Source organism: Solwaraspora sp. WMMB335 (assembly GCF_049179075.1).
In the GTDB taxonomy this organism is placed as follows: Bacteria; Actinomycetota; Actinomycetes; order Mycobacteriales; family Micromonosporaceae; genus Micromonospora_E.
The window spans coordinates 6,643,400-6,656,703 of record NZ_JBMHMF010000001.1 but is presented as its reverse complement, the minus strand read 5'-3'; the positions used below and the strand labels follow the sequence as shown (position 1 = coordinate 6,656,703).

At 71.8% G+C, this 13,304-nt stretch carries 11 protein-coding genes; 5 read left to right on the top strand and 6 right to left on the bottom strand.

Going from position 1 to position 13,304, the window contains the following annotated elements; translation table 11 throughout:
- Positions 1 to 18: 18 nt before the first annotated feature.
- From ACN27F_RS28695 to ACN27F_RS28685, 3 genes are all read right to left on the bottom strand, one after another.
- On the bottom strand, positions 19 to 1,758 hold the full coding sequence (locus tag ACN27F_RS28695) for an ABC transporter ATP-binding protein (RefSeq protein WP_421438603.1): 1,740 nt from the start codon (positions 1,756 to 1,758) through the stop codon (positions 19 to 21).
- Entirely contained in the window at positions 1,755 to 3,455 is a 1,701-nt protein-coding gene (locus ACN27F_RS28690; protein ID WP_421440504.1) for an ABC transporter transmembrane domain-containing protein, read from the bottom strand. Before ACN27F_RS28690 ends, ACN27F_RS28695 begins: the two co-directional genes overlap by 4 nt.
- 270 nt (positions 3,456 to 3,725) lie before the next feature.
- A complete protein-coding gene (locus ACN27F_RS28685) occupies positions 3,726 to 4,991 on the bottom strand; it encodes an IS110 family transposase (RefSeq protein WP_421438602.1) in 1,266 nt (421 codons plus the stop codon).
- A gap of 345 nt (positions 4,992 to 5,336) precedes the next feature.
- Between ACN27F_RS28685 and ACN27F_RS28680 the strand changes: the two genes are divergently transcribed.
- From ACN27F_RS28680 to ACN27F_RS28670, 3 genes are read left to right on the top strand one after another with little or no spacing between them, the layout of a single operon-like run.
- Positions 5,337 to 6,296: a hypothetical protein gene (locus ACN27F_RS28680; protein WP_421438601.1), complete on the top strand. Its 960-nt coding sequence runs from the start codon at positions 5,337 to 5,339 to the stop codon at positions 6,294 to 6,296.
- Positions 6,293 to 7,234, top strand: coding sequence for a hypothetical protein (locus ACN27F_RS28675; protein ID WP_421438600.1), 942 nt, complete (start codon positions 6,293 to 6,295; stop codon positions 7,232 to 7,234). Before ACN27F_RS28680 ends, ACN27F_RS28675 begins: the two co-directional genes overlap by 4 nt.
- Positions 7,235 to 7,238: 4 nt before the next feature.
- Complete coding sequence (locus ACN27F_RS28670) at positions 7,239 to 7,922, top strand: acVLRF1 family peptidyl-tRNA hydrolase (protein ID WP_421438599.1); 684 nt, start codon at positions 7,239 to 7,241, stop codon at positions 7,920 to 7,922.
- Between the two features lie 27 nt (positions 7,923 to 7,949).
- Here the strand turns inward: ACN27F_RS28670 and ACN27F_RS28665 are convergent, their stop codons facing one another.
- On the bottom strand, positions 7,950 to 8,360 hold the full coding sequence (locus ACN27F_RS28665) for a hypothetical protein (RefSeq protein WP_421438598.1): 411 nt from the start codon (positions 8,358 to 8,360) through the stop codon (positions 7,950 to 7,952).
- Between the two features lie 17 nt (positions 8,361 to 8,377).
- A complete protein-coding gene (locus tag ACN27F_RS28660; protein WP_421438597.1) occupies positions 8,378 to 8,818 on the bottom strand; it encodes a hypothetical protein in 441 nt (146 codons plus the stop codon).
- A 105-nt stretch (positions 8,819 to 8,923) separates the two neighbouring features.
- On the opposite strand from ACN27F_RS28660, the gene ACN27F_RS28655 reads away from it, so the two are divergent.
- Together ACN27F_RS28655 and ACN27F_RS28650 are read left to right on the top strand one after the other, a co-directional pair.
- On the top strand, positions 8,924 to 11,827 hold the full coding sequence (locus ACN27F_RS28655; RefSeq protein WP_421438596.1) for a CHAT domain-containing protein: 2,904 nt from the start codon (positions 8,924 to 8,926) through the stop codon (positions 11,825 to 11,827).
- A gap of 104 nt (positions 11,828 to 11,931) precedes the next feature.
- Positions 11,932 to 13,038 carry a prenyltransferase gene (locus tag ACN27F_RS28650; RefSeq protein WP_421438595.1) on the top strand — a complete coding sequence of 369 codons (1,107 nt, stop codon included), beginning with the start codon at positions 11,932 to 11,934 and terminating at the stop codon, positions 13,036 to 13,038.
- Here ACN27F_RS28650 and ACN27F_RS28645 read toward each other — a convergent pair whose 3' ends face one another.
- Positions 13,039 to 13,284, bottom strand: coding sequence for a hypothetical protein (locus tag ACN27F_RS28645; protein ID WP_421438594.1), 246 nt, complete (start codon positions 13,282 to 13,284; stop codon positions 13,039 to 13,041).
- Positions 13,285 to 13,304 lie beyond the last annotated feature (20 nt).

The following is a 13,304-nucleotide window of genomic DNA, read 5'->3' as shown; positions in this document are numbered from 1 at the left end:
TCGACCCGCGCGGGCCGGTCAGCCGTGCCAGGAGCGCCACAGGGCGGCGTAGGCGCCGTCGGCGGTGATCAACTCGTCGTGGCTGCCCTGCTCGGCAATCCGCCCCTCGTCCAGCACCGCCACCCGGTCGGCGTCGTGGGCCGAGTTGAGCCGGTGGGCGATGGCGATGACCGTACGCCCGGCGAGCACCGCCGCCAGCGCCTGTTCGGTCCGTCGGGCGGTCGTCGGGTCCAACGCGGCGGTGGCCTCGTCCAGGAGCAGCAGATCCGGATCGGCCAGCACCAGCCGGGCCAGGGCCAGCTGCTGGGCGTGCGCGGTCGACAGGTCGAGCGCGCCGTCGCCGAGCAGGGTGTCCAGGCCGTCAGGCAGGCAAGTGTACCAGTCGGCACCGACGGTGTCGAGCGCGGACCGCAACGCCTCGTCGGACGCTTCCGGCGCGGCGAACCTCAGGTTGTCGCGCAGCGAACCGATGAAGACGTGGTGTTCCTGGGTGACCAGGGCGATCCGGCGGCGCCGCTGCGCCGGGTCGAGGTCGGTGACCGGGCAACCGCCGAGCAGCACCGCGCCGTCGCGGGGACGGTCGATGCCGGCGATCAGCCTGGCCAGGGTGGACTTGCCGGCTCCGGACGGGCCGACGATCGCCAGCCGCTGCCCGGCGGCCACGGTCAGGTCGATGCCGCGCAGCACGTCGTCGCCGCCGGGGTACGCGAACGTGGCTGCGCGGACCCGCAGGTCACGGCCGCTCGGGGCGGCGGAGCCGCCACGTGGCTCGGGCGGTACCCGCCCGACGCCCAGCACCCGGGCGTACGACGCAAGGCCGCGCTGCGCCTGTTCGATCCACTGCAGGATGGTGTCCAACGGGTCGACGGCCTGCTGCAGGTAGAGCGCGGCGGCGACCACCGTGCCGAGGGTGACGGTGTCCCGGTGCAGCAGCAGCCCGCCGACCAGCAACGCGGCACCGATCGGCAACGCGACGCTGGCCTCGGCCACCGGAAAGTACACCGAACGCAGGGCGAGGGTGGCCCGCCGGGCGGCCCACAGGTCGGCGATGCTCGTGCGGCCCGCCCGGATCCGCTCGTCGCCCAGCCGCAGTGCCTCCACTGTGCGGGCACCGTCGGCGGTGGTGGTCAACGTATCGGTCAACGCCGCCACCGCGGCACCCTCGGTCAGGTAGGCCTGCCGGGCGCGACGCAGGTACCACCGGGTCACCACCGCAATCGACGGCAGGCCGATCAGGCCGGCCAGACCGAGCAGCGGATGCAGCCAGAACACCACACCGAACAGCAGGACCAGCTGTGCGGTGGCGATCACCACCACCGGCACCACGTCACGGACCATGGTGCCGACCGTGGCGCCGTCGCTGGAGCTGCGGGTGGCGAGGTCGCCGGTACCGGCCCGTTCGACCACCGACACCGGCAGCCCGAGGACCCGGTGTACGAAGTCCTCGCGGAGCCGGGCGACCGCCCGTTCACCGAAGCGCAGCCCCACGTACCGGGCGAAGCGGGTGAGCAGCCCCTGCAGCAGGACGAAGCCGACCAGCGCCGCCGCCAGCCGGTCCACCGCGGCCACCGACGCACCGTTGGTGACCACGTCGACGATCCGGCCGAGCAGCCACGGCCCGGCCAGGCCGGCCAGCGCCGCGCCGACGTGCAGCACCAGGATGCCGGCGACCACCCAGCGTTGCTGGCCGAACAGTTCACCGGTGGCCCGCCGGACGGTACCCGGATCGGCCACCGGCAACCGGCCGCAGGCGGTCACGGCTGACCCGGCGCGGACGACGACCCGCCGCCCGGGCCTGCTGCCGGGCCTGCGACGTCAGCCAACTCGCCGCCCCAGGCGACCAGCGCCCGGTAGTCCGGGTCGCCGGCCAGCAGCTCCGCGTGGCCGCCGATCCCGACGACCCGACCGCCCCGCAGGTGCGCCACTGTGTCGGCGACCGCGAGCAGCAGCGGAGACGTGGTGACCAGCACCGTGGTCCGGCCGGTACGCGCGGCGCGCAGCCGGGCGGCGACCCGCGCCTCGGTGTGCGCGTCGACCGCCGAGGTCGGCTCGATCAGGATCAGCACCTCCGGTTCCACCAGCAATGCCCGGGCCAGCCGTAGCCGCTGGCGCTGGCCGCCGGAGAGGGTCCGGGCCCGACTGCCGATCGGGGTCGCCAGGCCGTCCGGCAGCGACGTCACCACGTCGTCGGCGGACGCGACCCGGACCGCCGCCCGCACCCGTCGGTCACCGGCCGATCCGGGCTCGTCGGCCCGCGTGCCCTGCAGGATCTGCCGCAGCGTGCCGGCGAACAGGTACGCGTCGTGGTCGGCGACCAGGATCCGGGCCCGTACCTTGTCGAGCGCGACCGCGGCCAGCGACACCGGACCCCAGGTCACATCGGACCGGCGGAACCGCCCTAGCCGGTCGGCCAGCGCCTGCCCGTCGCCCGGGTCGTCGGCCGCCACCCCGATGGTCAGCCCGGCCGGCACGGTCAACCCGCTGTCGTGGTCGTGCAGGTCGGCCGGCTGCGGCGGGGCGGCGACGGCGCGCTGCGCCGGCAGGTCCGTCACCGGGTCGGGGGCGAGCCGCAGCAGGGCCACGATCCGGCGGGCGGCGACCCGGCCCCGGATGAACTGGTAGCTCCCCTCCTGCAGGAACCAGACCGGGACGGTCAGCGCGGCCACGTACCCGTAGACGGCGACCAGCTCACCGATGGTCATCTCGTCGGCGACCGCCATCCGGGCGGAGAGCCAGACCACGGCGGCGAGGAACAGCCCCGGGACGGTGACGGTGAGCGCCTCGATCCAGCTGTTCACCGCCGCGACCCGGTAGCCGTGCCCGCGCAGCCGCTGGGAGTGGTCGACGTAGCGGTCGGCGAACAGGGACCGACCACCGACCCCGGTCAGCACCCGCAGCCCGGCGACGATGTCACCGGCCCGGGCGGTGAGCTGACCCTGCTCCCGTCGGTAGGTCTGCTCGGCCCGGTCCAACCGACGCAGCAGCGGGCTGAGCAGCGCCGCGACCACCAGCACGCCGATCAGGATGACCGCCGCCAGCACCGGCGAGACCGTCCAGAGCAGGACCGCTACCACCAGGTACGCCAGCACCGCGCCGACGCCCGGCCCGGTCAGGGTGAGCACGTGCGAGGTGTGGGTGATGTCGGTGCCGCCGACGGTGGCCACCTCGCCGGTGGCGAGCCGGCTCGGCAGGACCGCGCCGGTGCGCGCCAGCTGCCGCGACAGCACCCCGGCGGACCGGGCGGTGGCGTCCTCGCGGATGTAGGTCATCGTGCGGTGCCGCAGCACGCCGACCACGGAGATGAGCACCCCGGCGATCAGGACGGCGCCGACCCACCACGCCAGTACGGCCCACCGGCCGGGGCGCAGTCCGTCGTCGATCGCCCGGGCCACCAGGTACGGCCGGCCGGCCAGGCCGACCATCCACACCGTACTGAGCAACGCACCATGCAGCACTCGCCACGGCTGGCACCGCACCAACCACCACAGGTACCGCACCGGTCCCCGGATGTCGGGAGTGCCCGGATCGGGGTGGGGGATCAGCGGCGGCACCCGTCCAGGCTAAAATGCCCCAACCCACACCGCCGACGCATTTTCCCCCACCCGCCGGCTGTGTCGTCGGTCACCGGGCACCGCTGAGCTAATCCGAAAATGATGGTGAGTGGGCAGGCGGTAGCGTCCCGGCGAAGCGCAGCGGAGCCGGGACACTCTTCAGCTGTGGTGTGGTTATGCGGCGGGTTGGAGGGTGACCTGGTAGCCGAGGGCGTGTAGGCCGCGGATGTGGTTGCGGACGGCGCGTCGGGTGCCGGTGTGGTTGTCGTGGTGTTCGGGGCCCAGGTCGTGGAAGGTGGCGTGTTCGTCGGAGAGTAGGTGCCAGATGATGGTCAGGATGGATCGGCCGACCGCGACCACGGCTTTCTTCTTCCCACGGCGTCTGGCGAGTCTGCGGTACCGGGCGCCGAGGAACGTGTCGGTGCGTGAGGCGCCGACGGCGGCTTCGCCCAGCACGCGGGCGAGGTAGCGGTTGCCGTGGCCGGTGGAGCCGTTGCCCTTGTTCCTGCCGGCGGATTCCTTCACTCCGGGGGCGAACCTGGCCCAGGAGGCCAGGTGCCCGGCGGTGGGGAACCGGGTCATGTCCGGGCCGATCTCGGCGATGACGGTGTGGGCGGCGGTGACGCCGACACCGGGGATCTCATCGAGGCGGGTCACCGCTGCCGCGAAAGGGGCGATCAGCGCCTCGACGCGGGCCTCGACCGTGGTGATGTCGGCGTTGAGCGTGTCGATGCGGGCGAGCATCCGGGCCAGCAGGAACGCGTGGTGGTCGGTGAACCGGCCGACGAACGCCTCCTGCAGGTCAGGCAGCTTGGTGCGCATGCGGGTACGGGCCAGCTGCGCCAGGGTGTGCGGGTCTCGCTGCCCGGCGACGAGCGCGTCGAGCATCGCCCGGCCGGAGACGCCGAAGATGTCGCTGGCGACCACGGACAGTTTGATCTGGGCGTCTTCGAGGAGTTTCTCCACCCGGTTCTTTTCCCGCCCTCGTTCGCCGATCAGGTCGACGCGGTAGCGGGTCAGGTCCCGGAGTTGGCGGATCGCGGCGGGTGGGACGAAACTCGGGCGGATCATGCCACGTTCGGCGACCTTGCACAGCCATACGGCGTCGAGTTTGTCGGTCTTCGGCCGGCCGGGTAGGTGCTTGACGTCGCGGGCGTTGACCAGCCACACCTCGAACCCGGCCGCTTCCAGCAGGTAGTACGGCGGCTTCCAGTAATCGGAGGTCGCCTCCATGACGACCCGGGTCACGCCCAGGCCGGTCAGCCAGTCGGCCAGCCCGGTCAGTGACCGGGCCATCGTGGAAAAGGTGCGCACCTCCTGCATTCGTCGTGTGGATCCGGTCGGGTGGGGCTGCCGCACGCAGCACACGACCTCGGCCTTGCCGATGTCCAGCGCGGCGATCCGTTCCACGACCTGCGCATCGTCTGTTGTCTCCTGCATCTTCGACCTCCCTCGTCCGCGATGCCAGGGGCCGGCCGCTCGCAGGAGTCGCAGGGACAGGAACGAAGCTAATCCGCGTGCTCGAAGCAACAAGGAAGGGCCCAACAGCGCGACTCCCAACGCCCGACTAGACGACGGCCTCAACGGCCAAGGAGCAACGACGTCGACGAGCGACCGGACCCCCATTTTCAGCCCGGAACGGGCCGCCCACCAGGGGCGACAGGGACTAGTGTCCCGCGCCGGGAATTCGTTGAAGATATGAGGCGAGTCGTTCGAGGATCTCGTCGGCGGTCTTGGTCCAGGTGAACGGTTTCGGGCACCCAGGTCAGTGGAGGGTTCTACCAGGTGTCCTCCACCGATCTGGACAGCTGGCGCGGTCAGTTCGCCACCGGCGACGTCACCGGCCTGCTGACGGTTCTGATAGCCGCGCTCACCGACCAGCCCGAGCCGCCGGACGAGGAGGATTTCGCCTGGCGGGACCCGACCCCGGCGGAACTCGACGTGGTCGTCGGCGACCTGCGTACCACCGGCCGGCACGTCGCCGACGGCGCGACCCTGGCCGACACGCCGCGACCGGCCGCGGCGGACGCCTTCCCCGACGGCACGGTACGTCACGTCGCCCTGCCCCGGCAGCCATTCGGCGAGCCGGTGCCGAACTACGGTCCGGCGCTGGCCGAGGTCTTCCCCGGCGACCCGGTCGTGGTGCAGTACGGCAACTGGGTCGAGTACCACGGCCCGGCCGCCGACGAGTTCGCCGAGGTGGCCGCGGCCAGCTTCTACGCCCAGTTCAGCGACCGGTTGAGCCGCTACGACTACCCGCAGACCAACGTGCTCGACGCGTACCTGGACCGGGTCACCGACGTACGGTACGCCGGACTGTTCGACCGCCCGCTGCCGTACCAGCCGGTCGACCCGCTCCGGGTGGCGTTGCCGGCGCTGCCGTGGCTGTTCGCCGGCTGCGTGGTGCTGTTCCTCGTGTTGTCGGTGCGGTCGGTGCTGCGCGCCGGCAACCCGGCCGGGCGGCGGCGCAGCGTGCGTGGTCACAGCACGGTCCCGGCCCGGCTGGCCGGGTTGACCGCGCTCGCCGTGGAGATGTCCGCGGTGTCCGGCGGTGCGAGCGACGCGCCGCTGACCCGGGGCATCGGCAGGCTGGGGGCGGCCCGTACCGCGCTCGACGACGACCTGCCCGACCGGCACGTGCACACCCTGCTCGACGAGGCGGAGGACGAGTTGGACGACGCCGCCCGGCTGCTGAGCTTCGACGGTTACCGCCCGGACGTCTACCTGCGGAGCAGGCTCGGATGAGACGGCTGACGCGGTTCATCGGTACGCCGTTCGGCCTGGCCACGCTGGCGTGCCTGGCGCTGGCCGGCTGGGCGTCGTGGTCCGGCGGTGTCCTGGACGGCCCGATCGCCCGCGACGTGCGCGCCTCGTCGGTGTACGCCGCCGCCGGCGTCGCCGTCGACGAACCGGCCGCCGAGCAGGTGATCGGCAACCGGCGGCTGGTCGTGCTCTTCCTGGAACCCGGCACCGACCTGCGCGCCGGCTGCCGGGCGACGGAGCGGGCGGCGGCCGGGACGGTGGTGCTGGCGATGAGCCGGGAAACCGACGACGAGGGCTACGACACGTACAGCTGCGCCTGGCTGCCCGGCCGCGACGACGCGAACTTCGGCCGGGCGGCGGTCGCCGAGACGACCATCGGCCGGGGCGCCGACCAGTTCCCCGACGAGCCGGTCGAGGCGGTCAAGGTGATCGTGGTCAACTACGACCTGCTGGTACGGGCCGACATCGTCTCCGACGGTGCTCGCACCATCAGCCCGTCGCTGCCGCGCTACCTGGTCGCGGCCGCCGCGGTCGCGGCGGTCGGCGTCGGCGCGGCGAGCATCTGGCTGGCCGCCCGGCGGGCCGGGCGGCTCGCGGACCGGCGGCGGGCCCGCCGGCAGCAGCTGGCGGACAGTCGCAGCCGGTTGTCGGCCGCCGCCGCCGTGCTCGGTCAGCAGATCATCGACCTGGACCGCCGGTACGCGCGGGCGCAACGAGGTGCGGCCCGTGCCACCGGCGGGCGGCGTGACTTCGGCCGACGGTACCGTCGACTCACCATGGACTACACCGACCTGCTTGCCGACATCGCCGCCGCCGACCGGGCCGACCGGCCGGACGTCGAGCGGCTCACCGCCCGGCTGGAGCAGTTGATCGGACGCGGCCGCGAGCTGGCCGGCTCCCCCGGCGTACCGGGGAACTGAGCACATGCGCGGCGCACGGCCGGCGGCCGGCGGCGGCCGGTGGGTGGAAATCTCCCCGGAGCGCCTGCGGGGCTGGCTGGACGGCTTCTACGGCCGGCATGACGGTGCCAGCGAGGACGGGCTGACCCTGACCGGGGCCAGCAACGGCGACACGGCGACCCTGCACCCGCCGCCCGGCGTCGACGGGGTCACCGACGTCGACGGTCTGCTCACCGCGCTGATCCAGCCGCCGCGCCTCGGCCTGCTGCTGGCCCGCAAGGGCGCGGTGGCGGCCGGCGTCGTCGACGGCACCGCCGTCGTTGTGTCCAAGGTGGAGCGGCACTACGTGCAGGGACGCACCGCCGCCGGCGGTCAGTCACAGCAGCGGTACGCCCGCCGACGCGACAACCAGGCGACGGCGGCGGCCGGCCGGGCCGCCGACATCGTGGCCCGGGTGCTGCTGCCGTACCGTCCCGCCACCCCGGGGTCCACTGACGCCGGCGAGTCCACTGGCGTCGGGGAGCCGATCCACGCGCTGGTCTGCGGCGGCGACCGGTTGATGGTCGACGCGGTCCTCGCCGACCGTCGGCTGGCGCCGTTGCTGCCGCTACGCCACCCGCATGTGCTGGACTGCCCCGAGCCACGGTTCGCCGTGCTGCAGGACGCGGCGGTCGCCGCCCGCCGGGTCCGCATCCATCTCGTACCGTGATCGGTTGTCGTCCCACCACCCCGGCGATCAGGCCGCCTGGCCGGCGGCGAGTTCCGCCGTCAGCCGACGGGCAATCGCCCGCTTGCGGCGGTTGACGACACCGGCGAAGTTGACCAAAAGGCCCAGGTAGACGACCGTCCCCGAGGCCCACATGTCCACCCGCGTGCCGCCACCGGACAGCGGCTCGATGTCAATCGACATGGTGATTCCGCCGTGGACTCCGCGCCGACGCATGTTGATCATGCCCGGTCCACTCGTCGTGGTCCACAGCACGGCGCGCGGTCCGCCGAACGCGTCACGGATGATCTGCGCCACCTGAGCCGGCTCGCACGGTGATTCGACGGTCGTGGTGGCGACGGCCTGCCGGGTTTCGTACAACTGCCATCCGATGATGGCGATCGGGACGACGACGACCGCGAAACACAGGAAGCTCTCCATGATGGTCTCTCCTAACTTCAGTTATCGACATGCTTGGTTCGCAGCGGTGGCGGCTGCCCGCCGTTCCGTGGGCGGAGCTGTTCGAGCCGCTCCTTCTCAAAGCCGGTCAGCATCGCGGTCGGCAGACCCCGGGAGAGCTTGAATCGAATCCCGGCGTCGATCAGCGGTAGGGCCGCCGGCATTCGGAGCGCTTCCCGCAGGTACATCTCCCAGGCCAGAAAGGCCGCTCCGTAGGTCGCGAACCCGCCCCGGTCCGGTCGCGCGAGGACGGATAACTCAGCGAGGAAACCGTCAGGATCGCTGGTCGCGTAATCGCGCAGCGTCCACAGTCCGCGCGCCATCTCGCTGACGTCGAGGCCGCAGCCCTGCGGATCGAGCGAGAAGCGCCCGAACCGGTCGAGCCACTGCGGCATGTCGGCGGGAAACAGCGACCGGGGCGCGCGGCGGAACAATCCCATGCCGCTTCCTGACGGACCGGACGCCGCGATCGCGGCCCCGGTGTCCGTCAGTTCCTTCGCAAGGAGTCCTCCGCTCAAGTGGACGATCGATGGAGGTCGACGCACGTGAGCCGACGCCCGCCACGCACCTCCTACGGCTATCTGGCACCAGCCCGAGCCCAGGTGAAGGGCTGGGAGTGCAACAACGAGGGATGCAATACGGGAGACGATCCGGCACCGAGGTCGTGGCCGTACCCGTGTCGGGTCTGCGGGAGGCCGGCCGACGCCACGTTTCAGGAACCATGGGCGCACGAGGCCCGGCGGCACAAGATCGCACGGAACCTGACCAGCCCGGACCCGTTCCAGCGACAGTTCGCTCAGCTCCAGCAACATGTCTGGGCGTACAAGGACGCCCTGTTCCGCAACGACCACCGAGCGGCTGCCGACGCCTGGGTGGCGTACCACGCTGAGCGGCAACGCCGGGCGCGGAGGGCCGAGTACGATCCGGTGGTCTCGACGTCGTCGTACGAGATGATCCTGCTCGCGGCCGAGGCAGGCGACTTCGATCGTGCGATACCCGAGCTGATGGCGGACTACCCGTTGATCGACACGGACGACGCCGAAACCGACAACGGCCGTCAGACGGTCGCCCGCAGCTTCGTGTCAATGTGCGCCAAGGTACTCAGTCAGGAACGATCGGTGGAACATCCGCGCGCGGACGACTTGCACAGCGCGATGCACGACGTCGCCGATCGGCTCGGCGACCTCCTCAACCCCAGCCATCACCAAGAGCTGAAACGAGTCGGTGAGGTCCGCGCTCAGCACCGGGCCCGGACCGCCATCGCCCGGCAGCGGCGATCCGTCGCCACCGCAGCCGAGGGCCTGCCACCCGTCTCGTGGCCGCCGCCACCCGACCGGCCACAGCGGCAGGCCGTCCCGAGCGCGCGACGCCTGGTCGACCTGCTCGCTTCAGACAACCGGCGCGCGCTGGCGCTCATCGACGGGCTGCTCGACAACGCCGACCTGCACGACGATGTCGACCCACTCGACGAGTTGATCCGACACCTCGCCGCGCGCGGGACCTCTCCGGCCCTCACCCGGCTGCTGCGCGCCCGGCGTCAGGTGGTCACCGGTGACCTACCGGGGGCGATCGAGCAACTGAGGCTCGGGGCGGGCGACACCGGCCATCTCGCCCGACGGCTGCGGCCACAGATCCTCGCCACCCACGCGCTGCTCCTGGCACGCCACAGCCCGCAGCGCATCGAGGACGCCGTACGCAGCTGTCAGCGTGGCAGACGGGCCGGTCTGCGCTGGTGGCGGCGGAGCACCGCCGCCGACGCGGCCCTGGCGAGACTGCTGCTGTGGCGACGCAGGCCCGGATCCGACGATGTACGCGAGGCGGTCAGGTTGAGCCGACGCCGATGCCGCCCCTGGCGGCGGCCCGGCGTTGACGACCAGATCCTGCTGCAGGAGGTACTCGCGGCATACGACGCAGTGACCGGCCGTGCGGACGACGTACGGCGTCACCTGGCCTGGCGCGGAACGCTGGACATGTCGGGCAGCACCGCCGAGCAGGCGAGGCTGGCAGCGGCCTGGGCCGAGTGGGCCCTCGGTTCGGCCAACGCGGAGTCCGCCGCCGAGGCGTACGAGCGGCTCGTCGCGCTGGCGGCGCAGGACGCCGTCGAACGCTCCGGCACCCTGGCGAGGCGTCGGGTGTTGACAGCAGCACAGGAGTACGCCGAGGACGCGGGCTACTGGCTCGCGCGTACGGGCAGGTATCGGGAAGCGGTGCTCGCCCTGGAGACCGGACGGGCCGTCGGTCTCACCGACGCGCTCGGCCGTCGCGATGCCAGCCGGTCCAGTCTAAGCTACGACGACGTCACCGCCGAAACCGGTGACGGCGCCATCGTGTTCGTCAGCGCGGCGGCGGCCGGTGGCTACGCCCTGATCGTCGCCGCAGACCATGATCCGCAGTACGTCGACCTGCCTCGCCTCGACCGGACCAGGGTCACCGACCTCCTCAACTGGACATCGCCCGCCACCGACACCGCTGCGGCGGGCGCGGCACGGGCACTCGGGCCGGGCAGATTACGTGAACTCCTGCCGGACAGGGAAACCACGGCCGGTCCGCTGACCGACACGCTTCAGGCAATGTGGGACGACGGAGTCAAGGAGCTCGTCTATCGCACAGGAGGTCCAGTGATGACCTTGATCCCGGTGGGGTTGCTGAGTCTGCTGCCACTGCATGCGGCTGGCGCGCCGAGGTGGGACCGGCCCGCCGAGTGGCGCCACCTCGGGAACTACTCGGCCATCCGGTACGCGCCGAACACCCGCAGCCTGAGCTGGTGCCGGCAGGTGGCACGGGAGCTTGCTCACCGGCAGACCCTGCTCGCAGTCGACGTTCCGACGGGGAAAGGGGCTCAGGCCGCAACCGAGCTTCGGTACGTGGCACGGGAGACGTCCGAGGTCACTCGACGCTGGACCGGGCAGCCGACCAGGCCGGTACGCGAATGCACCTGGAAGGAGTTCCGCTCCGTGGCCGACCAGCACTCGGTCTGGCACCTCGCCATGCACGGCTTCGCGGACCCGCATCGGATCATGGACAGTCGGCTGTACTTTGCCGACTGTCAGGTCACTCTGGATGAGCTAGGCGGCACGTTGGCCGTGGGACGACGACGGCTGGCGGTCCTGTCCGCCTGCCACACCAACCTCACCGGCGCAGACCTGCCGAACGAGATCGTCGGCCTGCCGGCGGCCCTCATCGAGCTCGGGTTCGCTGGCGTCATCGCCTCCGCGTGGGCGGTGGACGACCTGGCTACGACCTACTTGATGACCGCCTTCTACGAGCGGTGGTGCCGACGGGGCGACGAGCCGGCGATCGCGCTGCAACGCGCCCAGAGCTGGCTACGCATCGCGTCCTCTGCGGATCTGGTGGCGATGCTGCCGGGGGTCGCCCCAGCCGGTCAGCCGGGCGGGTCTCCCTACGCCGATCCAAGGTACTGGGCAGCCTTCGCCTACACCGGGGCCTGAAACAAATTCAAAAGTCTGTCTTGATCGACCGGCTTTTGCCACGACCCGTAACGATCCCCAATCAAGATGAAGCGACGAGCCGGCTGCGGAAAGGTGTACCGACGATGGCCCTCACGAGCCGACCGATCAGTGGGCTGGCGAACGGTCCGGTGCCCAGCAGCCCAGGCGAAAGCGGCCGGACCGACTGGCGGGGGTTCGTCCGGCTCGCCCGGCTCCGTTTCCTCCTCTACAACCTGCTGCCGGTGGGGCTCGCGGTGGCGGTCTCCGTGCACCAAGGCCACCCCCTGCACCTCGGCTGGTACGTCCTGGCGCAACTGTTCGCCTGGACGGTCCACCTCATGACGCACTACTGCAACGAGTACTTCGATCTCGCGGCGGACCGGGCCAACGTCTACTTCACCCCGTGGACCGGCGGCAGCCGGGCGCTGGTCGACGGGCTGGTGCCGCCGGTGGTGGCGCTGGGCACCGCGTTCGTCCTGGCCGCCGTGGCGCAGCTGATGATCGTGGCGATGCCGACCTGGCCGGCCCGGCTCGCCGCCACCGTCGCCGTCGTGCTGGCCTGGTTCTACACCGCGCCACCCGGCCGGTTCAACTACCGCGGGCTGGGCGAGGTGACCGTCGCCGTGATCCTCAACGGGCTGTGGCCGGTGGTCGCGGTGCTGCTGCAGACCGGCACCGTGCCGGTCCTGCTGCTGGCGGTCCTCGCCCCCACCGCGCTGCTGCAGACCGTACGGATGATGGTGATGAACCTCGGCGACCGTCGCTCCGACGAGCAGGTCGGCAAGCACACTGTCCCGGTCATCGTCGGCTACGACCGGGCGGTACGCGTCATCGTCACCGCCCAACCAGTCGCGTATGCCGCGCTGACCGGCTTCGCCCTGGCCGGCTGGGTGCCCTGGCTGGTCTGGGCGCCGATGACGGCGACTGCGGCGATCTCCGTCTGGCTGGTGCTTCGGCTGCGCGGGGGCGACATGCGCGACCTCGACCAGCGGCGGATGACCCCGGTGGTCTTCTGGGCCTCCAACCACGTCTCGCTGATCGTCGGCGCCGCGATGCTCGGTGTCCTGCTCGACGCGGCCCGCACCGGCGCCGACGGTGACGCGCTCGCCGTGCTCGGCGCGGTCCTCGCCGGATACGCGGGCCTGTTCGCCCACCGGCTCTGGCTGGCCGGACGGACCCGCACGGCCGACGCGCCGGCCGAGCGCCGCTGATCACAGCGGCTCGGGCACCCGCCGCTCCGGCGCTGCCGGCGACGCCGGCCCGGTGCCGTCGGCGGCCACCGGGCCGGTACGCGGCTCGGCGGCCAACAACTCGTTCAGCACCTGGATCGCACCGGTGATGCGCAACAGGGTCTGCTGGATGTCGGCCCGCTTGGCCTCCAACTCCGCGAGCATCTGCTGGCCGGCATGCAACTCGGTCTCAAGTTCCGAGACGCGCTTTTCCAATCGTTCCCGCATTTGTTCGCCTGCCCCATCAA

Bases quoted from the DNA above. Each gene is read 5' to 3' on its own strand.
- ACN27F_RS28665 (WP_421438598.1), bottom strand. From the start codon at position 8,360: ATGGAGAGCTTCCTGTGTTTCGCGGTCGTCGTCGTCCCGATCGCCATC.
- ACN27F_RS28645 (WP_421438594.1), bottom strand. From the start codon at position 13,284: ATGCGGGAACGATTGGAAAAGCGCGTCTCGGAACTTGAGACCGAGTTG.
- ACN27F_RS28650 (WP_421438595.1), top strand. From the start codon at position 11,932: ATGGCCCTCACGAGCCGACCGATCAGTGGGCTGGCGAACGGTCCGGTG.
- ACN27F_RS28670 (WP_421438599.1), top strand. From the start codon at position 7,239: ATGCGCGGCGCACGGCCGGCGGCCGGCGGCGGCCGGTGGGTGGAAATC.
- ACN27F_RS28660 (WP_421438597.1), bottom strand. From the start codon at position 8,818: ATGGGATTGTTCCGCCGCGCGCCCCGGTCGCTGTTTCCCGCCGACATG.
- ACN27F_RS28685 (WP_421438602.1), bottom strand. From the start codon at position 4,991: ATGCAGGAGACAACAGACGATGCGCAGGTCGTGGAACGGATCGCCGCG.
- ACN27F_RS28675 (WP_421438600.1), top strand. From the start codon at position 6,293: ATGAGACGGCTGACGCGGTTCATCGGTACGCCGTTCGGCCTGGCCACG.